Origin of the sequence: Limnobacter sp. 130 (genome assembly GCF_902506325.1) — a bacterium.
Classification (GTDB): domain Bacteria; phylum Pseudomonadota; class Gammaproteobacteria; order Burkholderiales; family Burkholderiaceae_B; genus Limnobacter.
On sequence record NZ_LR732331.1, the window covers coordinates 43,345 to 66,650 of the forward strand.

A 23,306-nucleotide genomic window follows, 5' to 3' on the forward strand; every position below is an offset into this window, starting at 1 on the left:
TTTTGAAGGTTTCCACAACTTGCCGCTTGTGCCATAGACCCAAGCAACGGAGTGCCCAATACCGGGGTAAACAATGCGGCAGTGTTCCACAGGTTTACCCGGACTGGACTAGACAGATAGTTGTCTTTACAATGTACGAATTCCACTTGAATGTCTCTATATGTGTGGTTAAATCTCAGCCAATGTGCTAATTTGATTAGCAATCAAGCTTTGAGTTCCATTATTATTCGTTCAGTGTGGCAAGTCAATTTGTCTAGGACAAAACAAAGATGTTGAAGTTTCACCGTGGTCAGGTTCAGGTATGAATGAGCGTGCAGATTTAAGCCAACCCTCATTTTCAATAGCAGCAGTCGAGCGGGACACCGGCTTGCCCAAAGACACCTTGCGTGTTTGGGAGAAACGCTACAACTTTCCCCAACCTGGGCGCGATTCCTTCGGCGAGCGCATTTACTCGATCGATCAGGTTGAAAAACTTCGCGTCATCAAGCGCCTTCTGGATGGCGGTCATCGCCCCGGAAAAATCATAGGTTTAAGCATTGATGAGTTGGTCAAGCTGGCCGAAGTCAGCAGTGCCGGCACTCGCATGAATGTGGCGCCAGACAGTCTCGATGAACTGAACGGCTACATGGAATTGATCAAGCGACACGACGCCGAGGAGTTCCGACAGACCATGTCGCGCCTTGCACTTACCATGGGTTTGCGCCGTTTTGTGGTTGAGGTGGTGGCTCCGCTTAATGCGATGGTGGGCGATGCTTGGGCGCGCGGTTACTTTGAAATTTTCGAAGAACACATTTACACCGAAACCATTCAAGTTGTGTTGCGCAATGCCTTGAACACCATTCCCTCCACGCGCAAAGGCCCCAGGGTGTTGTTAACCACCCTGCCCAATGAGCTGCATGGCTTGGGTTTGTTGATGGCTGAATGTATTTTTTCCATGGAAGGCGCACAGTGCGTTTCCTTGGGAACTCAAACGCCAACGTATGACATTGTGTTGGCCGCCCGAGCCCAGAACATCAACATTGTGGCCTTGTCTTTCTCTGTCATTCAAAGCTCGCCTGCGGTGCTCGAGGCCGTTGCCGAGTTGCGAGAGAAATTGCCACCAATGGTTGAAATCTGGTGTGGTGGTTCTTCGACAGCCTTGCGTAAAAAGCCCTCCGAGGACTTTGTATTGCTCTCCAGCCTGGAGTCCATCAGCGAGTCGATTGCCGATTGGCGCCTGCGCAATAAATTCAATCAACAGTAAGTGTTGTGGCCAGTAAGCAGCAGTCGTACAAGGGCAATAAATCGTATTTGCCCAGCAAGCCTTGCGTGGCTTGCGGCAAGGAAATGACTTGGCGAAAAAACTGGGCCAAGAATTGGGATGAAGTGAAGTATTGTTCAGACGCCTGCCGCAAGGCAGCCCCAAAAAAGCAGTAGTCAATAATATGAGCAGCAAAGTCAAAGCAGTGGTGGTGTTGGGCGATCAGCTCGACCTTCAAAATCCGGCACTACTGGCGAACCCTCCCGAATCAGCCGAAGTCCTTATGGTGGAATCACCGGTTGAGTCAACCGTGGTGTGGGTTCACAAGGTACGTATCGCCTTGTTTCTCGGTGCCATGCGCCACTTTGCTGAAGAATTGCGCAAAGCCGGCTACACCGTTCACTACCGCAAACTTGGCGACACCGGTCAAAACAACTTGGTGCAGGAAATTGCTGCGTTGTGCAAACAGCATGGCTTTACCAGTGTGGACATGGCTGAACCCGGCGAATGGCGACTGGAGCAGGAATTTTTAAAGCTGGCCAAGTCCGAAAACCTGAAGCTCCGCATGCTGGAAGACACGCATTATTTGTGCAGCCGTGCAGAGTTTGCGAGATGGGCCAGCGGCTACAAGCAAATGCGCATGGAATACTTTTACCGGGAAATGCGAAAGCGCACGGGTGTGCTCATGGATGGCGGTGAGCCAGCCGGGGGCAAATGGAACTATGATGCCGACAATCGCAGTGCATTTCCAAAAGCTGGCCCCGGCAACATTACGCCCCCTGAGTTTTTTGAGCCTGATGAAATAACCCACGCCGTGTTTTCTGAGGTTGAAGCAAATTTTCCGGATCACCCCGGCACGCTGAAAAACTTCGCTTGGCCAGTAACACGCGCGCAGGCTTTGCAGGCGCTTGATACATTCATCGAACATCGATTTTCAAATTTCGGGTCTTACCAGGACGCCATGTGGACCGACACGCCATTTGGCTGGCATTCCTTGGTGTCGAGTGCTATCAACTTGCATTTGCTGCATCCGCTTGAAGTGATTCAAAAAGCAGAGGCTGCATACCGCGCAGGCAAGGTGGATGTGGCCAGTGCGGAAGGATTCATCCGTCAAATTCTGGGCTGGCGCGAATTCATGCGCGGTGTGTATTGGCTCGACATGCCCAAGATGCGTGAGGACAACTTTCTACAGGCCAATCACAACTTGCCCAAGTGGTTCTGGACCGGGCAAACCCACATGAATTGCCTGAAAGATTCCATTGGCCAAACGCTTGATTATGGCTACGCGCACCACATTCAACGCTTGATGGTGATTGGTAATTTTGCCTTGTTGGCCGGTATTGTTCCCCAACAGGTCGAAGACTGGTTTCTTGCCGTATACGTGGATGCCGTGGAGTGGGTTGAACTACCCAACGTGGCAGGCATGGCTTTGTTTGCCAATGGCGGGCGATTCACCAGCAAGCCTTACATTGCATCGGGTGCATACATCAAACGCATGAGCAACTATTGCACTGCTTGCAAATACAACCCGATCGAAAAAACCGGCGATAAGGCTTGCCCGTTCACAACGCTATATTGGGGCTTTCTGGATCAGCATGAAAAAATGCTGTCGGCCAACCCGCGTACCGGCCTGATGGCCAAGAACATCGCGCGGCTGGATGATGCCCAACGCACTGAACTTCGGGAAAAAGTGGCCGACACCTTCAAGAATATTGAACAACTGTAAGCGCCTGCTTTGCTAAGGTTAAGGCTGGTTGTTGCAATTCAAGGAGTACACACATGGGTTTGCTTGTAGATGGTCAGTGGCATGACAAGTGGTATGACACCAGTTCCAGTGGTGGCAAATTTCAGCGCGAAAGTGCGCAACTTCGCAACTGGGTAACCGCCGATGGCAGTGCCGGGCCAACAGGCGCGGGCGGCTTCAAGGCTGAAAGTGGTCGGTATCATCTTTATGTGTCTTTGGCCTGCCCTTGGGCGCACCGCACACTCATTTTCCGAAAACTGAAAAATCTTGAAAGTCACATTGGCGTGTCGGTGGTTAGCCCTGACATGCTGAGCAACGGCTGGACTTTCAACACCGATGCCGCCAGCACGGGCGACGCCCTGTTCAACAGCGAGTTCATGCATCAAATTTACACGCGCCACAAAAACGATTATTCGGGGCGTGTCACTGTGCCTGTGTTGTGGTGTAAAAAAACGAATCAAATTGTCAGCAATGAATCGTCGGAAATCATTCGTATGTTCAATTCCGCATTCAATGAAATGACAGGGAACAGCGACGATTATTACCCCGAGCACTTGCGTACGATGATCGATCGCGTCAACGGCCTGGTGTACGACAACATCAACAACGGTGTGTACCGTGCCGGTTTTGCAACCACACAGGGCGCCTACGAAGAAGCCTACAACGGCGTGTTCATGGCACTCGATTCAATTGAGAAAATTCTTGAGAACAACCGCTTTTTGGTGGGTGCTCAAATCACCGAGGCTGATTGGCGTTTGTTTACAACCCTGATTCGTTTTGATGCCGTGTACCACGGCCATTTCAAATGCAATCGACAACGGCTTGAGGATTTCCCGAACATTTCCAATTATGTGCGCGAGTTGTACCAGTGGCCCGGTGTTGCCGAAACAGTCGATTTTTATCACATCAAGCGGCATTACTATTACAGCCACGACATGATCAACCCAACCCGGGTTGTGCCTGCCGGTCCTTCAATTGATTACACGCGTGAGCACAACCGCACCCGTTTGCCCTCAAGCCACTTGGCTTGATTCGGTGGTAATCTTGGGCAACATTGATTTCTGTGTTGCCCATGGCCTTTCACCCCAAACTACAAGGTTTTCAGACTGACTCCGTGATCGCACAACTACCGCCTACTGTGCAGGTTTATGTGGTCGGCGGCGCCGTTCGTGATCCCTTAATGGGCCGTACCAGCAGCGATCGAGACTGGGTTGTTGTTGGCGCCACGGTAGACAATATGCTGGCTGCGGGATTCACGCCAGTCGGTGCAGATTTTCCGGTTTTTCTTCACCCTGTGAGCAAAGAAGAATACGCCTTGGCCCGCACCGAGCGAAAAAGTGGCCATGGTTACAAGGGTTTCACCTTTCACGCAGACCCTTCGGTCACCCTGGAAGAAGACTTGGCGCGGCGCGATTTCACCGTGAACGCCATGGCCATGAGTGCGACTGGTGCGCTGGTCGATCCGTTCAATGGTGTTCAGGATCTTCAGAACAAATTGATGCGTCATGTCAGCAGCGCTTTTACTGAAGACCCGCTGCGCGTGCTTCGATTGGCGCGTTTTCTTGCGCGTTTTCTTGATTTCTCAGTGGCTGAAGAAACAATGGCCCTGTGCGGCGAACTGCGTAACAGCGGCGAGTTGAAACACTTGGTGGCTGAGCGGGTCTATGCCGAGCTGCACAAAGGCATGGGCGAAGAAAAGCCTTCTCGCATGCTGAAGTTGATTGGCAAATTAAATGCCTGGGGCGAACTGGCCCCAAGCTGTCAGGTGCCGTTTTCCGGCTTCGATAAACCCGAGTACGATCGCTTGAACGGTTTGCGAAATGCCGAGGACCGTTGGGTGTATTCACTGGGGTTTTTCCTGAATCCTGCTCAAATCAAGTCACTTGCCAAAGCATGGCGTTTGCCCCGCGATACCGAGGACTTGGCAGTGGTTGCGTCGATTAGTCATGCTTTCGCGCAGCAAGCTCATTTTGATGCCGCCGCGACAGGCCAGTTTTTTAATCGGGTGGATGTATTTCGCAAGCCAGCACGTTTGCAACAAGTGAACCGCCTGATTCAACACTTGCTCGGTGACAGTCCATTAAGCCAATGTGTAGATCATGCTGTGGCAGAAGTGGAACAGGGGCATTACAAAGCTTTCCTTGGTGATAAAATCGCCAATGCTCAAGCAGGCGAGCCAGTGGCGCAAGTGGCCGTTAAAGCACGCCAAGCTTGGGTTAATGCATTGCATTCCAGATTTTTTTGATTCTTCGATCGGGGGTAGCCCCATCTTCTTGCTTGAACCTCTATGAAAAACATTTGTGTGTACTGTGGTTCAAGCTCGGGCAGCCGGGTCGAGTATGCCGAAGGCGCAAGGGCTTTGGCCCAAGCGCTAGTGGCCAACCAGCTGGGGCTGGTCTATGGCGGATCCAATTTGGGCTTGATGGGGGCTGTGGCTGAAGAGGTGTTAAGGCTTGGCGGGCGTGCGGTTGGTGTCATTCCTCAAACACTGGTCACCAAAGAACTGGCTCACCCCGCGCTCACCGAGCTCTATGTAACCCGTGACATGCACGAGCGCAAAGCCATGATGGCGGAATTGTCCGATGGCTTTATCGCCTTGCCCGGTGGCTTGGGAACCTTCGAAGAATTGTTTGAAATCCTGACCTGGGCGCAACTCAGTTTCCACCACAAACCTGTGGGTATCTTGAATGTAAACGGTTATTACGATGGCTTGCTTTCATTTCTGGACCATGCACATGCAGAGGCTTTTATTCGCCCGCAGCACCGCAACATGCTGATGGCACACACCGATGCCAGCAAGCTTTTGGCAGCGTTCAAGGAATACGAAGCGCCTGCAGTGGTGAAGTGGGTATAAGCACCATGCTTACGATTCGTGATGCCACCTTGGCTGACATGACTGCCGTGCACGCGCTTTACGCGCACTACGTATTGCATGAACTGGCCACCTTCGAGTTGGTGCCTCCCACACTTGAAGAAATGTGTGCACGCTGGCAAGCGATACTGAACACAAAGTTGCCCTACCTGGTTGCCGAAATTGACGCTGAAATTGTGGGGTATGCCTATGCAGCCACTTACAGGCCCAGGCCCGCATATCGATACACGGTTGAAGACTCGGTGTATTTGTCGCCAAGCCACAAAGGCAAGGGTATCGGCGCGGCTTTGCTAAGCGAGGTCATTCGCCGGTGTGAACTAGGCCCTTGGCGTCAAATGGTGGCCGTCATTACACAAGGGGGCACGGCCGGTTCGGCTGAATTGCACAGCAAGCTGGGTTTCGAAGAAGTAGGGCGCATGCCCAACGTGGGCTACAAATTCAATCGCTGGGTGGGCACACTCATCATGCAACGTGCTTTGGGCGATGGCGGCAATTCCAGCCCAGTACCAATCTAAAGGACAAATTTTGGAAGTGAACGATTACACCCTGGTTGTGGGGCTGGCTTTTTTGGTGGCAGGTTTTGTGAAAGGTGTGACCGGCATGGGCCTGCCGCCCATTGCGATCGGCTTGATGGCCGTGGTTGTGCCGCCCGTGCAGGCGGCTGCATTAATCGTGGTGCCCTCCATGGTGAGCAATGTGTGGCAAATGCTGGTTGGTCCCGGTTTTCTGCAGGCCTTGCGCCGGTTCAGTGCGCTGTTGATCATGGTGTGCATTGGTGCGGCCTTCGGCGTGGGCGTATTAACCGGTAGCACGCCAGTCTATGCCACGCTGGCATTGGGTTTGGTGTTGTTCGTGTACGCCATGTTGGGCTTGTTCAAGTTCAATATGCATGTGAATGCAGGCAATGAACGTTGGGCATCGCCAGTAGTGGGTGGGCTTACCGGCTTTTTGGCTGGGGCAACCGGGGTGTCGTCAGTGCCCTCTGCGCCCTACATGAATTCATTGGGTATGAGCAAAGATGAATTGCTGCAAGCCTTGGGGCTTGTATTCACCGTGGGCACTTTTGCCTTGGCGGTGGGTTTGTATTTCAAAGGGCGGTTCGAACTGGCGGCGGCCTGGGAATCCACTTTGTGCCTGATTCCCACCATGGCAGGTGTATTGGCCGGGCAAAAATGCCGAACGCTAATAAGTGCAGAAACATTCAAAACCGTATTTTTTGTAGGCCTACTGGCCTTGGGCGGGTACATGATTGTGCGTGTCGTTTGGCTGTAGGCTGATATACACTGAAAGCCACACAAATGCCTTGGAGTAAAACATGCGGCGCATGCTTCTTGCCCTGTGCGTATCGGCGGGTTTGACCGGTTTGGCGGGCATCGGCCTGGTTCAGGCAGCCCCGATCGCTGCAGAGAAGGCGCTTACCCGATTGAATCAGGAAGTCCAGGTTCAAATGAAAGTTCGCTCCAGCAAACTTCGCACTGATCGTGATGAAGTCGATCTCAATTCACACACCAATTTTCGCGATTCTGCCAACCTGACTGTGGTCATTGATGGCCGTGTCGCCACTTGGTATTCCTATCAAGGTATTCACGACTTGCCAAAATTCTTTTTTGGTAAAACCATTGTGGTGTCAGGTTTGGTTGAGCAATTTGCGGATCAAACCCGAATTCTTGTAGTCGACCCAGCCCAAATTCAAATCGTGAAGTAAGCCCATGTATTTGCCCAAGCAGTTTGAGGAAACCTCGGTTCCGGTGTTGTTGAGTTTGATCAAAGCCCACCCGTTAGCCACGGTAATCACCATGTCGGTCTCGGGGCTGAATGCCAATCACATTCCCATGGTGTTTGCTGAAAATACCCGCGGGCAAAAAGTACTGCGTGGCCATGTGGCGCGGGCCAATCCAATGCTGTCAGATTTGGCAGTGTCGCCACAAACCCTGTTGGTTTTTCAGGGGGCTGAACATTACATTACGCCCTCTTGGTATGCGACCAAAAAGGAAACGGAGAAGGTGGTGCCCACCTGGAATTACGCAGTGGTGCATGTGAAAGGGCAGATGCAGGTGGTGGATGATGCCGCATGGCTGCACCAGCAACTTGAAGATTTAACTGCGCAGCAGGAAAGTCGGCGAGACATGCCTTGGTCCGTGAATGACGCGCCTGCTGAATTTCTGAACCAAATCAAGCAGGCCATTGTGGGTTTTGAGGTTCAAATCGAAAGCATGGTGGGCAAATGGAAAGTGAGTCAAAACCAACCACCTAAAAACCGGGTGACAGTTGTTGAGGGACTTGAAGGCGAAGGCACTGACAAGGCTCTTCAAATGCGTGACCTGGTGAAGAAAAGTCTTTGAGCAGGTGCCACTGCAATGTCGTCCTTACGCCTGAAAAGTGGTCATTGTCTGTGTTGCGGTCGATTCACAGCACTCACGTTTCATCACTTGATTCCCAAGAAGTTGCACCGTCGTGCCTTTTACAGAAAGAATTTCGACAAAGAAACCTTGAACAAGGGCGTCAATATTTGCAGGCTTTGTCACGATGGTATTCATGATTTGTATGATGAAATGCGGTTGGCCAAGCAATTTTCAAGCGCCGAAACATTGCTCGCCGATGAAGCCTTGCAAAGGCATTTTGCCTGGGTAGCCAAAAAGAAATAAGGACTTAGCAATGCGGGAAAACCTGTTGTTCCACTGGAACCGAATTCGCGAAAAGCTTTGGGTGAAACCCTTGCTGGTCAGTTTGCTGTCAGTTGCCTTTGCGTTTTTGGCGACATTGGCTGATCAAACCAATGCGTCCGTCTGGGTGCCCGATGTCAGCACTGATTCCATTGAGACTTTGCTGAATTTGGTCACCTCCAGCATGTTGGTTATTGCCATGTTTGCCGTTGGGGCCATGGTGACTGCCTATGCCTCGGCCAGCAATTCCGCCACGCCGCGCGCCTTTTCAGTGGTGTTGGCAGACGACACCTCGCAGAACGCCCTGTCTGTTTTTATCGGCGTGTTTATTTATGGGGCTGTGTCATTGGTGGCTCTTCAGAACGATCTGTACGAGCACGCGGGCCGGTTTGCACTGTTCGTGGTCAGTGTGCTGGTTTTTGCCTTGGTTATCCTCACGTTCATACGGTGGATGGACAGCATTGCCCGCCTTGGTCGCATGGGTAACACCATTGACAAAGTTGAAGTGGCCGTGGCAGCGTCATTTGTCAGCCGGTTAAAGCAACCCTATCTTGGTGGTAAGCCAGGTTCAAATTCCACCACTTTGCAGGGCGTTCCGCTGGTCTTGTCAAAGGTAGGGTATTTGCAACGCGTCGACATGCCGTCGTTGCAAGCCTGTGCTGAAAAATTTGATATCGAAATCGAAATGGTCGTGTTGCCAGGTAAGTTTTGTACGCCGGCTAACCCGGTGGCCTTTATACAGGGCTCACCCCAGCAGCAAATTGATTGCCTGGCTGAATTGGCGGCTGCCTTTTACTTGGCCGATCAGCGAACTTACGACCAAGACCCTAGATTCGGCTTGATTGTTTTGTGCGAGATTGCCAGCCGGGCCTTGTCCCCGGCGGTGAATGATCCCGGCACTGCCATTGACGTCATTGGCACGGCCACACGACTTTTTCATCAATGGGCCAGTGGGGACAACAGCCCGGATGACACGGTGGTGTACGACCGCATCAGCGTTCCCTCCATTCGAGAAGTTGACATGTTTGATGATGCTTTCAATGGATTGGCCAGGGATGCAGCGGGCACGGTCGAGGTGTCTATCCGCTTGCAAAAGGCATTTGTTGCCATGGCCGGTTTTGGCAATCCAGCCATTCGCTCGGCTTGCCTGGAGCATTCTCGAAGGGCATTGGCCAGAAATGAGTTGGCCATGACTTTGCCCGAAGACATTGAGGCGGTCAGAAGGGCGTCTCTCTGTAAGTAATTTAAATTTATTAAGTAGTTTGTTTTTTTGACGCCACAATTTGAAAACGATTGTTTCATTCGCAATAATTTTACTATTTCACACAGTTCATTGAATTGGTTCATGCGATAACGTGTGCTAAGTGTTGCAACGCAAAAAAGCACGCGTCTCAGGTTTGTCTGCCCGAGCTCGATATTGCAAAAATCCTTGATTCTGGTGAGTTTCTCTTGATCGTTTCTGATGCCTTTCCCAACCAAAAAGAATCGGACCGGTTGGCCGATTTATACAGAACTCAACTGTTGGACAGTCCTTCCGAGCCAGAACTGGATGCTTTGGTCAAACTCGGATCTCGGGTGTTCAATGCGGCGTATTGTCTGATTTCTTTGGTTGATCAGGATCGCTTGTGGTTCAAAGCGAAAACAGGATTGAATGTTTGCGAGTCCGATCGAAGCGGTTCATTTTGTACGCACACCATTCAAAGTAGCGAGCCATACAAAATCCAAGACACATTAACGGACCCCTTGTACAAGTTGAATCCTTTGGTCACAGGCCCGTTGGGGCTCAGATCGTATCTCGGTGTTCCATTGTATTGTTCCGCGGGCTCGCGAATTGGAAGCTTTTGTATTCTCGATGTAACGCCTCGCCAATGGACTGTTTCAGAGGTACAGATCATTGAGAAAATGGGTCGCATGGCCGAATTGTTGCTCCTGAAAAGTAGCCGCTCAAATACGCCTAGAACCATCCCTGGAACGGAGTTCAACGCTGTTTGGACCCGAGTTCTGGTCAATGACAGCGTGGTAATGGATACGACCCTTTCGCATTTTCTGGGCTTCCCGAAAGAAACCGCAGTCGTTAAAGACTGGTTTACCAGACAAGTATTCGATTGTGATCGTGAGCGCGTGCTGGAAGAAAGGAGTAGGGCTTCTGGTGAGCCTTTCAGCTATCAAATGGGTCTAGCCGATGGCACCGTGCTTAAAGTTTGCGAACAGGTAAAAATAGCAGGGCAGGGGGCATCGTTACACAAACGTGGCGAGATGCAAATTCACATCGTGCAGCGTGATGCACCAAAATCGTCGGTGTTGATTATTCCTGATCACTGCGAATTTCACATCTGCCCCGATTACACGGCAAAAGTTGTTGGTGATACCCACAGTTTGACCTTCCGGCTGCTGGATTTTCTTCACCCAGCCAATATCGCCAGCTTTATTAAGGCTTGCAAGGCAGTACGCGACAATGGTGGGCGGCGCAGTTTAACGCTTCAGCTCAAGAATCATGGTGGTTACTTTCGTACATACACTGTTCAACTAAGTTGGGACGGCGGTGCAGATTCATCCACAGCTGGTGTGTTCCTGGCAGCATTAACTGTTAACTTGCAGTCCCAGAGTATGGATCTGGCCGCTGCCTACAACGAATCGATGTCAAAAGCCTTGTGCGCTCCCGGTTTCTTTTGTCACGGAGCAACTGGTCAAATATACATAGCGCCCGAGCTTCGTAAAACGATTGGCCTTTTGGGCCACGCGCCACCTCTGGATGAGGTGCTTGTCGCGCTGGAAATATTCTCTGGGCGTGAGTTGAAGGCCGTTCTTTCGCGATGCCTGGAAAGCTGTTCATCAGAGCGACTTGAATTTAAACGGGAACAATTTGGGCTTACACACTGGTATCAGATCCTGTTAAATGTCGACACCGTACTTGGCGAGAAGCCCAATCTAAGTGTTTTTCTGATTGACGTGACCGAGCCAAGAGCCGCCAGGTTGGACGCTGAAACCAATTCTTTCACTCGAGATTTGATTCTCCAGAATATGAGCGATGGCTTGCTTGAATTCGACAACTCGAACTTGGTGGTTTTTGCCAATTCAGCAGCCCGCAAATGTATTTTGGGTGCTGTAAGTGGTTTTGTTGCTGGCATATCAATACAAACATTGCTTCCCGGGCTGACCCCGGCAGCGCTGTCGAAGGCGCTTTCGGAAATGAGATATCAAGGTGCGTCCGAGTCGTATGAACTGTATGTACCCACCACCGGTAAACTAATCAAAACAAAGTTTATTCGTGGGCACAACGCGTCTTACTGCGTAATTAATGACGTTACAAGTCAACACAGAAACCAGCAGCAACTGTCCTTTGCCGAGCAGGCACTTGCGCTTAGTGAATCACCCGTTGTTTTGCTTGAATTAAATGCAGAATCCACTGACACGTGTAGTGTTGTGTATGTCAATGATGCATTCGGGAACAGGTTCAATAGAGGCCCGGATTCAATATTGAATGCAGATCCCGAATGGTTTGCTGTCGCGACATTTGGATCAAGTGGCGTGCGCAAGTTAACCCAGGCCATTATGAAGTGGCAAAATGCTTCGGTTCAACTCCAGTACCTCGACCCCAACGGGGTGAGCCGCTCGTGTGTTGTTGAGGTTCGCCCTTCGACGGAGGTACGCAGTTCGACGCGCCATGTGCTGTTGGTGTTGCGGGAACCCGGCGCTTACCAATAATTCAAAGGCTGGGCATGTTGTTGGTTCAAGTACCTTGCGTGGAATCCTTGGTACAATCAGGGGCTTAGCTCATCAACACTGCCCCGACGCCTCCACATGCTTGCCCAACAACGAAACACACTGATCGCCGCATTCGAAGCGGCCGCTGCTGCTGCCCTTAATCAGCCCTTCGAGGGCGTGGCGGCGCTGGAAAAGCCCAAAGACGCCAGCCACGGCGATGCAGCCTGCAATTTGGCCATGCAGTTGGCCAAGCCCGCGCGCCGCAACCCACGCGAACTCGCGCAATTGCTGGCCGACCATGTGAAGGCCAATCCGTCATGTGCGGGGCTGGTCGACGCTGTTGAGGTGGCAGGCCCAGGCTTTATCAATATTCGGTTAAGCCAGCAAGCCCGGGTTGCTGTGGTGGCCGAGGTACTGAAGCAAGGTCCGGAATTTGGTAAATCACAGGCCCATGCTGACGAAACTGTACTCATCGAGTTTGTCTCGGCCAACCCCACAGGCCCGCTGCACGTAGGCCATGGTCGCCAGGCTGCATTGGGCGACGCCATGGCGGCAGCCATGCAAACGCAGGGCTGGAAGGTTCACAAAGAGTTCTATTACAACGATGCCGGGGTGCAAATTCAAACCTTGGCGATTTCAGTTCAAGCCCGTGCCAAAGGGTTTAAACCCGGCGATGCTGAATGGCCCGAAAGTGCCTACAACGGCGATTACATTGCCGATATCGCCGTCGATTTTCTGGCTGGCCGGGAAGTGCAGGCCGCTGACGGTGAACCAGTGAAAGGCAATGGCAATGTGGAAGACCTGGAGTCAATTCGCGCCTTTGCTGTGGCGTACTTGCGCGCCGAGCAAGACCTGGATTTGCAAGCCTTTGGTGTGAAATTCGATCAGTTTTACCTTGAAAGCTCGCTTTACTCCGAGGGCAAGGTAGAAGACGCAGTGGCGCTGATGGTTGCTTCTGGTAAAACCTTTGAAGAAGGCGGGGCACTGTGGTTGCGCTCGACCGATTACGGCGATGACAAAGACAGGGTCATGCGCAAATCCGAAGGTGGTTACACCTACTTTGTGCCCGATGTGGCCTATCACATCCAGAAATTCAAGCGCGGCTTTGGCAAGGTAATCAATGTGCAGGGCACCGACCACCACGGTACCATTGCCCGCGTGCGCGCCGGCTTACAGGCATGCAATGTGGGTGTTCCGCAGGGCTACCCCGATTACGTACTGCACAAAATGGTCACTGTCATGAAGGGCGGTCAGGAAGTGAAAATTTCCAAGCGTGCCGGCAGTTATGTCACCGTGCGCGACCTGATTTGCTGGTCGGGCGGGGTGGATGAAAGCCAGCCTATGCTGGAACAGCCAGAGGCGCTCGTCAAAGGCCGCGACGCCGTGCGTTTTTTCCTGGTCAGCCGCAAAGCCGACACCGAGTTCGTGTTCGATGTTGATCTGGCCTTGGCCCAATCCGATGAAAACCCGGTGTATTACGTGCAGTATGCCCATGCCCGGATTCATTCCATTCTCGATCAGGCCGAAGTGGATTTGGCAACGGTTCACAGCGCCAATTTGGCCCTTCTGGGTGCGCCATCTGAACTTGCTTTGCTCAGAACGTTGGTTTCTTACCCGGACATTTTGTCCAAGGCTGCCGATGAGTTGGCGCCACACCACATCGCTTTTTACCTTCGCGAGCTGGCTGGCGCATTCCATACTTTCTACAATGCCGAGCGAGTGCGCATCGACGACCTGGCCTTGAAAACCGCGCGTGTAGCCTTGCTCGTGGCTGTGGCGACCGTGTTGGCGAACGGCCTGGCGGTTTTGGGTGTTTCCGCGCCCAAACGGATGTAACCGGGTTCTGGCGATTTTGGCTCAAAACCCTTGTTGAATAAGGGTTTTGAGCTGAGTTTGAGGAGTCCTCACTCTAGGCGCAGGTGCCTGGTTTTTGGTACCATAAAAGGCTAAGCAGTCTAAAGGTTTTGCATGAACGCACCCGTCGAATTAAACACATTGAAACCCTCTGCCGGCGAAACCGCTCGCCTGCGGGAAATTCCATACAACTACACCTCGTTTTCGGACCGTGAAATCGTGATCCGTTTACTGGGCGAGTCGGCCTGGAACATTCTTCAAGAGTTGCGCCAGGAAAGAAAAACTGGCCGTTCAGCACGCATGCTGTTTGAGGTATTGGGCGACATCTGGGTGGTGCGCCGCAACCCGTATTTGCAAGACGACCTGCTCGACAATCCCAAGCGCCTGACTGCGCTGATCGAAGCTTTGTTTCACCGCCTGGGCGAAATTGACGCCCGTCGGGTGGAAGTGAAAGAAGCCGCGGTCGAAACGGATACAGACAATCGCAGTGCCAAGGTTCGTGAATTACTCACCGTGGCCGAAAAAGCAGTATTCGAGTTTCAGCGTGAGCTGGAAGCCATGGCCATTTTGCGTGGTCGTGCCCGCAAGGTGTTGGGTGAACACACAGCGAAAGACAACATCAAGTACGACGGTCTGTCGCGTGTTTCCCACGTAACTGACGCCACCGACTGGCGCGTAGAGTACCCGTTTGTGGTGCTCACCCCCGACCGCGAATCTGAAATTCCTGGTTTGGTCAAAGCCTGTATCGACTTGGGTCTCACCATTATTCCACGTGGAGGCGGCACGGGTTACACCGGTGGCGCGGTGCCACTCACGGCCTTGTCGGCCATCATCAACACCGAAAAGCTGGAAGAACTTGGCCAAGTCAAAATGGAAGTGTTGCCTGGTCTTTCTGAGGAATACGCAACCGTGTTTTCGGGTGCGGGTGTGGTCACCAAGCGCGTATCGGAAGCGGCTGAAGCCGCTGGTCGCGTGTTTGCAGTTGACCCCACATCGGCCGAAGCCAGCTGTATTGGCGGCAACGTGGCCATGAATGCGGGCGGCAAGAAAGCCGTGTTGTGGGGTACTGCGCTCGATAACCTGGCGTGGTGGAGAATGGTCGACCCACAGGGCGACTGGCTTGAGGTGACTCGAGTCAACCACAACCTGAGCAAAATTCACGACGCACCCCAGGCCGATTTTGACCTGGTGTGGTCCGATGGCCGCCTGGCACCGAATGCCAAAATTCTGAAAACCGAACGCCTTACCGTTGAAGGTGCGCGTTTCCGCAAGGTTGGTTTGGGCAAAGACGTAACCGACAAGTTTCTGGCCGGATTGCCCGGTATCCAGAAAGAAGGTTGCGATGGCCTGATCACATCGGCCAAGTGGATTTTGCACCGCATGCCCAAACACACCCGCACGGTGTGTCTGGAGTTTTACGGCCAGGCCCGCGACGCAGTGCCTTCAATTGTCGAAATCAAGAACTATCTCGATACCGAGGGCAAAGCCATGGGCGCCATTTTGGCGGGCCTTGAGCACCTCGACGAGCGCTATTTGCGCGCGGTGAAATACAGCCCCAAGTCCAAGCGTGGCGCTTTCCCGAAAATGGTGTTGTTTGGCGATATCGTGGGCGACGATGAAAATGCAGTGGCCCAAGCGGCTTCTGAAGTGGTTCGCCTGTCCAATGGTCGCGCCGGTGAAGGTTTTGTAGCAGTCAGCCCCGAAGCCCGCAAGAAGTTCTGGCTTGACCGCGCCCGTACCGCCGCCATTGCGCGCCACACCAACGCCTTCAAAATCAACGAAGACGTGGTCATTCCCCTGCCGCGCATGGGCGAATACACCGATGAAATCGAGCGCATCAACATTGAATTGTCGATTCGCAACAAGCTGAAACTGGTTGCAGCGCTTCGAGCCTTTTTTGAGAAGCCCCTGACCCTGGGCAAAACCGACGAAGTGGATTCCACCAAGTTGTCGACTGAAGACCTGGTGGGTGACCGTGTTGGCCGCGCCGTTGAGTTGCTTGAAGGCGTGCATGAACGCTGGAGCTGGTTGCTGGGCAATATGAACATGCCATTGGCACAAGCCAACCCGGTGTTGAAAACAATTGGTTTGGGTCATCTGGATGCCGCGCTTGAAAAGCGTTTGGCAGATCAACCTGAAGCGACCGTGTTCGATGTGCTGCAAGATCGCACCATTCGGGTTAGCTGGAAAACCGAACTGCGTCACAACCTGAACCGCATTTTTGAGGGCGGTGTGTTTGTGCCCGTGATGGAAGAATGCAAAGCCATTCACAAGCAGGTACTGCGCGGTCGTTTGTTCGTGGCGCTGCACATGCATGCTGGCGACGGCAATGTGCACACGAACATTCCGGTGAATTCTGACGACTACGAAATGTTGCGTGAAGCGGAACACACCGTTGACCGCATCATGCAAATTGCCCGGAATCTGGACGGTGTTATTTCCGGTGAGCACGGTATTGGCATTACCAAGTACCAGTACCTCACCAAAGAGGAATTGCAGCCGTTCCAGGATTACAAGCAGCGCATCGACCCGGAAGGTCGTTTCAACAAGGGCAAGCTGTTGCCCGGCGGTGATTTGGCCAATGCCTACACGCCCAGCTTCAACTTGATGGGCCATGAAAGCTTGATCATGAGCCAAAGCGACATTGGCTCAATTGCGGATTCCGTGAAAGATTGTCTGCGTTGCGGCAAGTGCAAGCCCGTGTGTTCTACCCACGTGCCGCGTGCCAATTTGCTGTACAGCCCACGCAACAAAATTCTGGCCACCTCTTTGCTGGTCGAAGCCTTCTTGTATGAAGAACAAACCCGCCGTGGTGTGTCCATCAAGCATTGGGAAGAATTCGAAGACGTGGCCGACCACTGCACGGTGTGCCACAAGTGTTTAACGCCATGCCCGGTCGATATCGATTTTGGCGACGTGTCCATGAACATGCGCGCCCTGTTGCGCAAGCTGGACAAGAAAAGCTTCAACCCCGGCACTGCCTTGGCCATGACTTTCCTGAATGCGAAAGACCCGGCCACCATCAAAGCCATGCGTGTGGGCATGACAGGTATTGGTTACAAGCTGCAGCGTGGCGCCTACAAAGTGGCGAAGTCGCTGGGTATGTTGAACAAGCAAATCGCCAAGCCGCCTGCCACGGTGGGCAAGGCACCAATTCGTGAGCAGGTGATTCACTTCATCAACAAGCCCATGCCCGGTGGTTTGCCCAAGAAAACCGCACGTGCCTTGCTTGACATCGAGAACAGCGATTACGTGCCGGTGATTCGCAACCCGAAAACCACGCAGGCTGACACTGAAGCGGTGTTCTATTTCCCTGGTTGCGGTTCGGAACGTTTGTACAGCCAGGTGGGTTTGGCCACGCAGGCCATGTTGTGGAATGTGGGCGTGCAAACTGTGCTGCCTCCTGGTTACCTGTGCTGTGGTTACCCGCAGCGTGGGGCAGGGCAGTACGACAAAGCCGAGAAAATGATCACCGACAACCGCGTGCTGTTTCACCGCGTTGCCAACACCTTGAACTACCTTGATATTAAAACCGTGGTGGTGAGCTGTGGCACCTGTTACGACCAGTTGCAGGGTTATGAGTTCGAGAAAATTTTCCCTGGCTGCCGCATCATCGACATTCACGAATTCCTGATGGAAAAAGGCGTGACGCTGGACAATGTGACGGGTACGAAGTACATGTACCACGACCCTTGCCACACACCCATGAAAACCTACGACCCGCTGAAGGTTGTGAACCAGTTGATGAACAGCGAGTTGCAGGGTCAGACCATCACCAAGAATGATCGCTGCTGTGGCGAATCGGGCACCTTTGGTGTTTCGCGCCCCGACGTGGCAACGCAGGTTCGCTTCCGCAAGGAAGAGGAAATGCGCAAGGGTGCGGAAAAGGTTCGGGAAAACGCACCACAAGCCGATGTGAAAATTCTGACCAGCTGCCCATCCTGCTTGCAGGGTTTGAGCCGCTACAGCGACGATGCCAATTTGCAAGCAGATTACATTGTGGTTGAAGTTGCCAAGCATGTGCTGGGTCAGGACTGGTTGCAAAACTATGTGAAAGACGCCAACGACGGCGGCATTGAGCGCATCCTTGTCTAATTGCCCCCTGTGTGCCACACCGGGCGGCGATTGGGTGTTCAATTGCAGCAAGTTTCGGGTGATCGAGGCCGTGGATGCCGATTACCCCGGCTTTCTGCGCTTGATCTGGAACGACCATGTTCGCGAGTTTTCTGACCTGAGCCGCGAAGATCGGGTGCTGTGTATGGACGCGGTGGTGTTGCTTGAGCAATTCGTGTTGCGCGTATTCAAGGCCGACAAAGCAAATATTGCCACGCTTGGCAATGTGGTGCCCCATTTGCATTGGCATGTTATTCCGCGTTTTACCGACGACAAACACTTTCCTGCTCCGGTGTGGGCTGTGGCCAAGCAGGGTGTTTCCTTGTCGCCCCGGCAGCAGTTGGTGCTTGATTCAAAGCCCAAGTGGATGCTGGCATTGCGGGCTGAGTTGCTGGCGGCGTTTCCTGGCGTAGCGAACATGTAATTAAGGCCTGGCTAGATTAGGCTCACGCACAACGTGAGCCTTCCGCCAGTCGCCAACCCTGTTGATTGCGCTAGGCAACCGAATTGGTGGTTTGCGGTAAAGCTACACGTCGCTTCGCTCAAACAGTCGTCGCTTCGGAAACGGCAGGCTTCGAAGCCGCACCAGCCTTCGCCAGTGGCAGCAGAATCGTAAATGTGCTGCCCGCATTCGGCCGGCTTTGAATGTCCAGTTCACCATCGTGGCGTTGCACCACATGCTTCACAATCGCCAAACCCAAGCCAGTGCCACCACTTTCGCGTGAACGGCTGCGGTCCACACGGTAAAAGCGCTCAGTCAGTCGTGGAATGTGTTCTGCCGACACACCAATGCCCGTGTCTTTCACAACAAACGTTGCACAGGGCTTTCCAATCTCGTTTTCTGTCTTGCGCAAACTGATGGAAATTTTTCCATGCGCGGGTGTGTAACGCACAGCATTGGTCACGATATTCGAGAAGGCGCTGAAAATCTCGGCTGAATTGCCGAAACCCATTAAACCCTTGTCAACATCCACCGAAATATCGTGCTTTCCGGCGGAAAGTTGTTGGGCTTCATCGCCTGTTTTCTGGGCAATTCCACTCAAATCAACTGGTTCGCCACCTTCACCCGCATTGGGCGATGATTCAAGCGCCGACAAAGCCAGCAGGTCTTCCACCAGGTTCTGCATGCGGTTGGCCTGGGTGTACATCAAATTCAGGTATTCGGTTTGTTGTTCTTTGCTCAACGGCAAATCACGAAATGTTTCCAGAAAACCGCTGAGCACGGTCAGTGGCGTTTTCAGTTCATGCGACACATTGGCAATGAAGTCCCGGCGCATGCGTTCCAGTTTTTCAACCTGGGTTACATCGCGGGAAAGTACCAGCATTTGCTGGTCACCATAGCTGACCAACTGCACCGACAATACTTTGCTGCGGCTGCGTGGGGCGGTCATGATCAGGGGTTGTTCCCAAGAGCGGCTGCGTATGTATTTCGAGAAATTGGGATTTCGAACCAGGTTAATCAGGGGCTGGCCAATGTCGCTGCCCAGTTTCAATCCCAGGTGGTCTTGCGCTGTGTCGTTACACCAGGAAATATGACCTTCGGAATCGAGCGTAACAACGCCATCGGGCAAGGCCTGTGCGGCGGTTCTGAAAGAGACCAAGGCATTGGTCAGTGCCTGTTGCTGGCGCTGGTGCAAGCGCAGGTAGCGGAAAAGTTTCGCCGCAAGGTCGTCCCACCAACTGGAAACCTCGGGCACGTTTTCGACTTTGAAGTCATCCAGCCAGGCAATAATGCGCAGGCCCGAGCGCACGTGGAGCGCATAGACCAGTAGCGAGGCCAAAATAGAACCAGCCACCGCGCCCTTGGGCCCGGCAACCATTTGGCCCACGATGGCAGCTGCACCCAGCACCATGGCCAATAGTATGAGTCGAAAAAAGATGAACGTCATAGGTGCGTATTCTAGGGGAATATCCCGTCGGGGGGAGCCCTTAGTTTAGTGCACCTTCATTTTGCGTTGCGGTAAAACGGTAGCCTGCACCACGAACTGTTTCAATCAGGCGGTCATGCCCGGAAATAGTCAATGCCTGGCGCAAGCGTCGAATGTGTACATCTACCGTGCGCTCTTCTACAAACACATGGTCGCCCCACACCTGGTCGAGCAGTTGGGTACGGCTGTGTACGCGCTCGGGGTGGGTCATGAAAAAGTGCAGCAAGCGGAATTCGGTGGGGCCCATGTCGATAATTTTGTCATGGCCCATGATGCGGTGCGTCACCGGGTCCAGCTTCAGGCCATGTACTTCCACAATATCGTCGGTCAGCTGGGGCGCACGGCGGCGCAATACTGCCTTAATCCGGGCCAGCAACTCCTTGGGCGAGAAAGGCTTGGTAATGTAATCGTCTGCACCTGCTTCCAGGCCGTCTACTTTGTCCTGTTCTTCTGTGCGGGCAGTTAGCATAATGACCGGCACGTGGCGTGTGCGCTCGTGGCCGCGCAACTCGTGTGCAAACTGAATGCCGGTTTTGCCTGGCAACATCCAGTCCAGCAACACCAAGTCAGGTAATTCAGCTGTAATCAGGGTTTTTGCCTGGTCCGCATCGGCGGCCCGCAGCACTTTGTGCCCAGCAAAGCTCAGGTTGACGGCAATCAGTTCTGCAATCGCGGGTTCATCTTCAACAACTAGGATGGTGCTGGACATCTCGTTTTTCCTCTTCTCTGGCATATTTGTTTGGTGCAACGTCACCTAAAGTAGTGGATTTCCATGACAGTAATATGACACTTGAATGAATCGTCATCAAATTAATCCCGGGCCATGGTGTAAACCGCTGTCGGCCTTGATGAGATACACTTGAGGATTACGCATTCCAAAGACCCTAAGCAGCATGGAAACCACCAATATTCCCACCCCCACACGCATTGTGGTGCACCAAAAGTCCAAGGTGCTCGAAATTGAATTCGACACTGGCGCCTGTTTTAACCTGCCTTTCGAGCTATTGCGGGTGTATTCCCCCTCGGCCGAGGTTCGTGGCCATGGTCCCGGCCAGGAAACCCTTCAGGTTGGTAAAAAGGAAGTCATGGTCAACAACCTGGAACCAGTGGGGATGTACGCAATCAAGCCGTTTTTCTCAGATGGCCACGATTCTGGCCTGTTCAGCTGGCAATACCTGCTGTGGATGGGCGAAAACCAAGAGGGTTTGTGGGAAGACTACCTGGAACGCATGAAAGCTGCGGGTGCCAGTCGTGAACCCAACGCACCAGAAAACATTCCATTCGAACAAAAGAAAGGCGGCGCCTGCGCGAGCCACTGAAAAATCATGAACGATAAAATTACCGATTTCGGCTTCGAAAAGGTTCCCGAGGACCAAAAAGCCAAGAAAGTAGCCGAGGTATTTGATTCCGTGGCCGCCAAATACGACATCATGAACGACTTGATGTCGGGCGGCATGCATCGATTGTGGAAGGCCAGCACCGTGCGGGCGGCTGGTGTGCGTCCCGGGATGAAAGTGCTTGATATCGCCGGCGGTACAGGCGATCTCAGCAAGGCTTTTCTGGACAAAGCAGGCCCCAGTGGGGAAGTGTGGTTGACTGACATCAACGAGAGCATGCTTCGGGTGGGACGCAATCGCATGATTGATCACGGGTATTTGCCAAAAATGGCCCTGTGCGATGCGGAAAAGCTGCCGTTTCCCGACAATTACTTCGATGTGGTCACCGTGGCATTTGGTTTGCGCAACATGACCCACAAAGACATCGCTTTGAGCGAAATGCGCCGGGTGATCAAACCGGGCGGCAAGGTGCTTGTGCTCGAGTTTTCGAAGGTAAATCCCTTGTTGGCACCCGCTTACGACCTTTATTCGTTCCAGGTGCTGCCAAAAATTGGTCAAGTGGTGGCCCAAGATAGCGCTAGCTACCAATATTTGGCCGAAAGCATTCGCATGCATCCTGATCAGGAAACCCTGAAAAGCATCATGCTTGAGAGTGGTTTCGACCAGGTGAAGTACACCAACTTTACCGCAGGCGTAGTGGCCCTGCACCAAGGAACCAAATTCGCCTGAATGTGTCTATTGGCTACACGCGAAAAATTAATATTCTGGAGGCTGTTGCTGTGAAAACCCGTGTTTGGTCTGTTCGGTTGTCTGTGTTGGCGGTTGTGGCCGCTTTTTTGAGTCTGAGTGTGTTGCCAACTGACGCGGAAGCGCGTCGCATGGGTGGCGGTGGCAGTTTTGGCCGTTCGGCGCCTTCGCAGTTCCAGAAAACCGCGCCGACTTCGCCTTCCGGCACCACGTCAACTGCGCCCAGCAAGCAGCAGGCCACCAATCCTGCCGGTACTACGGCAGGTACAGCGGCTGCACCACGCAACCGTTTTCTGGGTCCCTTGGGTGGTTTGGCGGCAGGTTTGGGTTTGGCGGCCTTGTTTGGCTACCTGGGCTTTGGCGCGGGCATGGCTGAGTTTCTCGGAACAATCCTGATGATCGGCTTGGCCGTGTTTGCGGTCATGTTCCTGGTGCGCATGTTGCGCGGTCAACAGGCCACAAAGCCTCGCCCGGCTTACAGCGCCCCCGGCATGAACGCGGGTGATTCTGCAAACAGTTATCGTCAAGGCCCGGCAAACACCATAAACGATCCCGTGCCCGGTATGGGCGCCCCACGTGCTGATCAAAGCTTTGGTCAGTTTGGCGGTGCTTCTGCCTTTGACGCACCCGTGCCAGCCGCCACACCCACGAAAGACCTGCCTGCCGGTTTCGATGAAGCGAACTTTGTGAACAGTGCCAAGAAGTTTTTTGTCACGATGCAAGGCGTATTCGACAAGGGCGACATTGATGGCCTGCGTGAATATTGCAGCGACGACGTTGTGGAGCATCTCAAAGTCGAGATTGATGCGCGGGGCGGTGCAGTGAACCGCACCGATGTGGTCACACTCGATGCGCAGTTGATTGGATTCGAGACCGATGTGGATGAGCAAATCGCGACTGTGGCCTTCACCGGCATGCTGCGCGAGGAGCAAGACGGGCCTGCAGCCGAAATCAATGAGCTTTGGATTATGTCTCGCCCTGTTTCAGGCGGTGGCTGGGTGCTTTCGGGCATTCACAATCTGTAATTTTTGACCCTACCCGCCGGGCTTGGCCTGCCCGGCTGGGTTACACTCAAACAAATTTTTTGACTGTTGGAAGTGTGC

At 53.0% G+C, this 23,306-nt stretch carries 21 protein-coding genes and 1 pseudogene; 20 read left to right on the forward strand and 2 right to left on the reverse strand.

The window, feature by feature from the left end:
- The first annotated feature begins 301 nt into the window (after positions 1–301).
- The 17 genes and pseudogenes from FRIGORI9N_RS13050 to FRIGORI9N_RS13125 all read left to right on the forward strand — a co-directional run bounded on the left by FRIGORI9N_RS13050 (position 302) and on the right by FRIGORI9N_RS13125 (position 18,615).
- Entirely contained in the window at positions 302–1,243 is a 942-nt protein-coding gene (locus tag FRIGORI9N_RS13050; protein ID WP_159572010.1) for a MerR family transcriptional regulator, read from the forward strand.
- A gap of 5 nt (positions 1,244–1,248) precedes the next feature.
- Positions 1,249–1,416 carry a DUF2256 domain-containing protein gene (locus FRIGORI9N_RS13055; protein WP_159572013.1) on the forward strand — a complete coding sequence of 56 codons (168 nt, stop codon included), beginning with the start codon at positions 1,249–1,251 and terminating at the stop codon, positions 1,414–1,416.
- A gap of 8 nt (positions 1,417–1,424) precedes the next feature.
- A complete protein-coding gene (locus FRIGORI9N_RS13060) occupies positions 1,425–2,966 on the forward strand; it encodes a cryptochrome/photolyase family protein (protein WP_159572016.1) in 1,542 nt (513 codons plus the stop codon).
- Positions 2,967–3,019: 53 nt separating this feature from the next.
- Positions 3,020–4,015 (forward strand): glutathione S-transferase family protein, encoded by a 996-nt coding sequence (locus tag FRIGORI9N_RS13065; RefSeq protein WP_159572019.1) that lies wholly within the window; start codon positions 3,020–3,022, stop codon positions 4,013–4,015.
- Positions 4,016–4,056: 41 nt separating this feature from the next.
- Positions 4,057–5,229 carry a hypothetical protein gene (locus FRIGORI9N_RS13070; protein ID WP_371717279.1) on the forward strand — a complete coding sequence of 391 codons (1,173 nt, stop codon included), beginning with the start codon at positions 4,057–4,059 and terminating at the stop codon, positions 5,227–5,229.
- Positions 5,230–5,271: 42 nt separating this feature from the next.
- On the forward strand, positions 5,272–5,838 hold the full coding sequence (locus tag FRIGORI9N_RS13075) for a TIGR00730 family Rossman fold protein (RefSeq protein WP_159572022.1): 567 nt from the start codon (positions 5,272–5,274) through the stop codon (positions 5,836–5,838).
- Between the two features lie 5 nt (positions 5,839–5,843).
- On the forward strand, positions 5,844–6,371 hold the full coding sequence (locus FRIGORI9N_RS13080) for a GNAT family N-acetyltransferase (RefSeq protein ID WP_159572025.1): 528 nt from the start codon (positions 5,844–5,846) through the stop codon (positions 6,369–6,371).
- Between the two features lie 16 nt (positions 6,372–6,387).
- On the forward strand, positions 6,388–7,128 hold the full coding sequence (locus tag FRIGORI9N_RS13085; RefSeq protein ID WP_236550895.1) for a sulfite exporter TauE/SafE family protein: 741 nt from the start codon (positions 6,388–6,390) through the stop codon (positions 7,126–7,128).
- Between the two features lie 43 nt (positions 7,129–7,171).
- Positions 7,172–7,561, forward strand: coding sequence for a hypothetical protein (locus FRIGORI9N_RS13090; protein WP_159572031.1), 390 nt, complete (start codon positions 7,172–7,174; stop codon positions 7,559–7,561).
- A gap of 4 nt (positions 7,562–7,565) precedes the next feature.
- Positions 7,566–8,198, forward strand: coding sequence for an FMN-binding negative transcriptional regulator (locus FRIGORI9N_RS13095; RefSeq protein WP_159572034.1), 633 nt, complete (start codon positions 7,566–7,568; stop codon positions 8,196–8,198).
- A gap of 15 nt (positions 8,199–8,213) precedes the next feature.
- Complete coding sequence (locus tag FRIGORI9N_RS13100; RefSeq protein ID WP_159572037.1) at positions 8,214–8,501, forward strand: hypothetical protein; 288 nt, start codon at positions 8,214–8,216, stop codon at positions 8,499–8,501.
- A 10-nt stretch (positions 8,502–8,511) separates the two neighbouring features.
- The gene (locus FRIGORI9N_RS13105; protein WP_159572040.1) at positions 8,512–9,762 is read left to right on the forward strand and encodes a DUF2254 domain-containing protein; all 1,251 of its coding nucleotides are present in this window, start codon (positions 8,512–8,514) and stop codon (positions 9,760–9,762) included.
- Between the two features lie 311 nt (positions 9,763–10,073).
- Positions 10,074–10,430 (forward strand): annotated as a pseudogene (locus tag FRIGORI9N_RS15595) (GAF domain-containing protein); the annotation flags it as partial.
- Positions 10,431–12,224 carry a PAS domain-containing protein gene (locus FRIGORI9N_RS13110; protein WP_236550896.1) on the forward strand — a complete coding sequence of 598 codons (1,794 nt, stop codon included), beginning with the start codon at positions 10,431–10,433 and terminating at the stop codon, positions 12,222–12,224.
- A 96-nt stretch (positions 12,225–12,320) separates the two neighbouring features.
- The gene (gene argS / locus FRIGORI9N_RS13115) at positions 12,321–14,060 is read left to right on the forward strand and encodes an arginine--tRNA ligase (protein WP_159572046.1); all 1,740 of its coding nucleotides are present in this window, start codon (positions 12,321–12,323) and stop codon (positions 14,058–14,060) included.
- A 132-nt stretch (positions 14,061–14,192) separates the two neighbouring features.
- Positions 14,193–18,173, forward strand: a complete 3,981-nt coding sequence (locus tag FRIGORI9N_RS13120) for an FAD/FMN-binding oxidoreductase (RefSeq protein WP_159572049.1) — start codon at positions 14,193–14,195, stop codon at positions 18,171–18,173.
- The gene (locus FRIGORI9N_RS13125) at positions 18,166–18,615 is read left to right on the forward strand and encodes an HIT family protein (protein ID WP_159572052.1); all 450 of its coding nucleotides are present in this window, start codon (positions 18,166–18,168) and stop codon (positions 18,613–18,615) included. Before FRIGORI9N_RS13120 ends, FRIGORI9N_RS13125 begins: the two co-directional genes overlap by 8 nt.
- A 118-nt stretch (positions 18,616–18,733) precedes the next feature.
- On the opposite strand, the gene phoR is transcribed toward FRIGORI9N_RS13125, so the two are convergent.
- Together phoR and phoB are read right to left on the reverse strand one after the other, a co-directional pair.
- A complete protein-coding gene (gene phoR, locus FRIGORI9N_RS13130) occupies positions 18,734–20,080 on the reverse strand; it encodes a phosphate regulon sensor histidine kinase PhoR (protein WP_159572055.1) in 1,347 nt (448 codons plus the stop codon).
- 40 nt (positions 20,081–20,120) lie between these two features.
- The gene (gene phoB, locus FRIGORI9N_RS13135) at positions 20,121–20,828 is read right to left on the reverse strand and encodes a phosphate regulon transcriptional regulator PhoB (RefSeq protein WP_008250307.1); all 708 of its coding nucleotides are present in this window, start codon (positions 20,826–20,828) and stop codon (positions 20,121–20,123) included.
- A 184-nt stretch (positions 20,829–21,012) separates the two neighbouring features.
- Here phoB and FRIGORI9N_RS13140 point away from each other — a divergent pair, with 184 nt between their 5' ends.
- The 3 genes from FRIGORI9N_RS13140 to FRIGORI9N_RS13150 are packed head-to-tail and all read left to right on the forward strand — an operon-like array spanning position 21,013 to position 23,228.
- Positions 21,013–21,438, forward strand: a complete 426-nt coding sequence (locus FRIGORI9N_RS13140) for a gamma-butyrobetaine hydroxylase-like domain-containing protein (protein ID WP_159572058.1) — start codon at positions 21,013–21,015, stop codon at positions 21,436–21,438.
- A 6-nt stretch (positions 21,439–21,444) separates the two neighbouring features.
- The gene (gene ubiE, locus FRIGORI9N_RS13145; RefSeq protein WP_159572061.1) at positions 21,445–22,185 is read left to right on the forward strand and encodes a bifunctional demethylmenaquinone methyltransferase/2-methoxy-6-polyprenyl-1,4-benzoquinol methylase UbiE; all 741 of its coding nucleotides are present in this window, start codon (positions 21,445–21,447) and stop codon (positions 22,183–22,185) included.
- A 50-nt stretch (positions 22,186–22,235) separates the two neighbouring features.
- Entirely contained in the window at positions 22,236–23,228 is a 993-nt protein-coding gene (locus tag FRIGORI9N_RS13150; RefSeq protein WP_159572064.1) for a Tim44 domain-containing protein, read from the forward strand.
- The last annotated feature ends 78 nt before the right edge of the window (positions 23,229–23,306 follow it).

What these genes read in the sequence shown, in the direction of transcription:
- FRIGORI9N_RS13050 (WP_159572010.1), top strand. Translation starts at nt 302, where the DNA reads ATGAATGAGCGTGCAGATTTAAGCCAACCCTCATTTTCAATAGCAGCA.
- FRIGORI9N_RS13060 (WP_159572016.1), top strand. Translation starts at nt 1,425, where the DNA reads ATGAGCAGCAAAGTCAAAGCAGTGGTGGTGTTGGGCGATCAGCTCGAC.
- FRIGORI9N_RS13065 (WP_159572019.1), top strand. Translation starts at nt 3,020, where the DNA reads ATGGGTTTGCTTGTAGATGGTCAGTGGCATGACAAGTGGTATGACACC.
- FRIGORI9N_RS13070 (WP_371717279.1), top strand. Translation starts at nt 4,057, where the DNA reads ATGGCCTTTCACCCCAAACTACAAGGTTTTCAGACTGACTCCGTGATC.
- FRIGORI9N_RS13075 (WP_159572022.1), top strand. Translation starts at nt 5,272, where the DNA reads ATGAAAAACATTTGTGTGTACTGTGGTTCAAGCTCGGGCAGCCGGGTC.
- FRIGORI9N_RS13080 (WP_159572025.1), top strand. Translation starts at nt 5,844, where the DNA reads ATGCTTACGATTCGTGATGCCACCTTGGCTGACATGACTGCCGTGCAC.
- FRIGORI9N_RS13090 (WP_159572031.1), top strand. Translation starts at nt 7,172, where the DNA reads ATGCGGCGCATGCTTCTTGCCCTGTGCGTATCGGCGGGTTTGACCGGT.
- FRIGORI9N_RS13095 (WP_159572034.1), top strand. Translation starts at nt 7,566, where the DNA reads ATGTATTTGCCCAAGCAGTTTGAGGAAACCTCGGTTCCGGTGTTGTTG.
- FRIGORI9N_RS13100 (WP_159572037.1), top strand. Translation starts at nt 8,214, where the DNA reads ATGTCGTCCTTACGCCTGAAAAGTGGTCATTGTCTGTGTTGCGGTCGA.
- FRIGORI9N_RS13105 (WP_159572040.1), top strand. Translation starts at nt 8,512, where the DNA reads ATGCGGGAAAACCTGTTGTTCCACTGGAACCGAATTCGCGAAAAGCTT.
- FRIGORI9N_RS13110 (WP_236550896.1), top strand. Translation starts at nt 10,431, where the DNA reads ATGGCCGAATTGTTGCTCCTGAAAAGTAGCCGCTCAAATACGCCTAGA.
- argS (WP_159572046.1), top strand. Translation starts at nt 12,321, where the DNA reads ATGCTTGCCCAACAACGAAACACACTGATCGCCGCATTCGAAGCGGCC.
- FRIGORI9N_RS13120 (WP_159572049.1), top strand. Translation starts at nt 14,193, where the DNA reads ATGAACGCACCCGTCGAATTAAACACATTGAAACCCTCTGCCGGCGAA.
- phoR (WP_159572055.1), bottom strand. Translation starts at nt 20,080, where the DNA reads ATGACGTTCATCTTTTTTCGACTCATACTATTGGCCATGGTGCTGGGT.
- phoB (WP_008250307.1), bottom strand. Translation starts at nt 20,828, where the DNA reads ATGTCCAGCACCATCCTAGTTGTTGAAGATGAACCCGCGATTGCAGAA.
- FRIGORI9N_RS13140 (WP_159572058.1), top strand. Translation starts at nt 21,013, where the DNA reads ATGGAAACCACCAATATTCCCACCCCCACACGCATTGTGGTGCACCAA.
- ubiE (WP_159572061.1), top strand. Translation starts at nt 21,445, where the DNA reads ATGAACGATAAAATTACCGATTTCGGCTTCGAAAAGGTTCCCGAGGAC.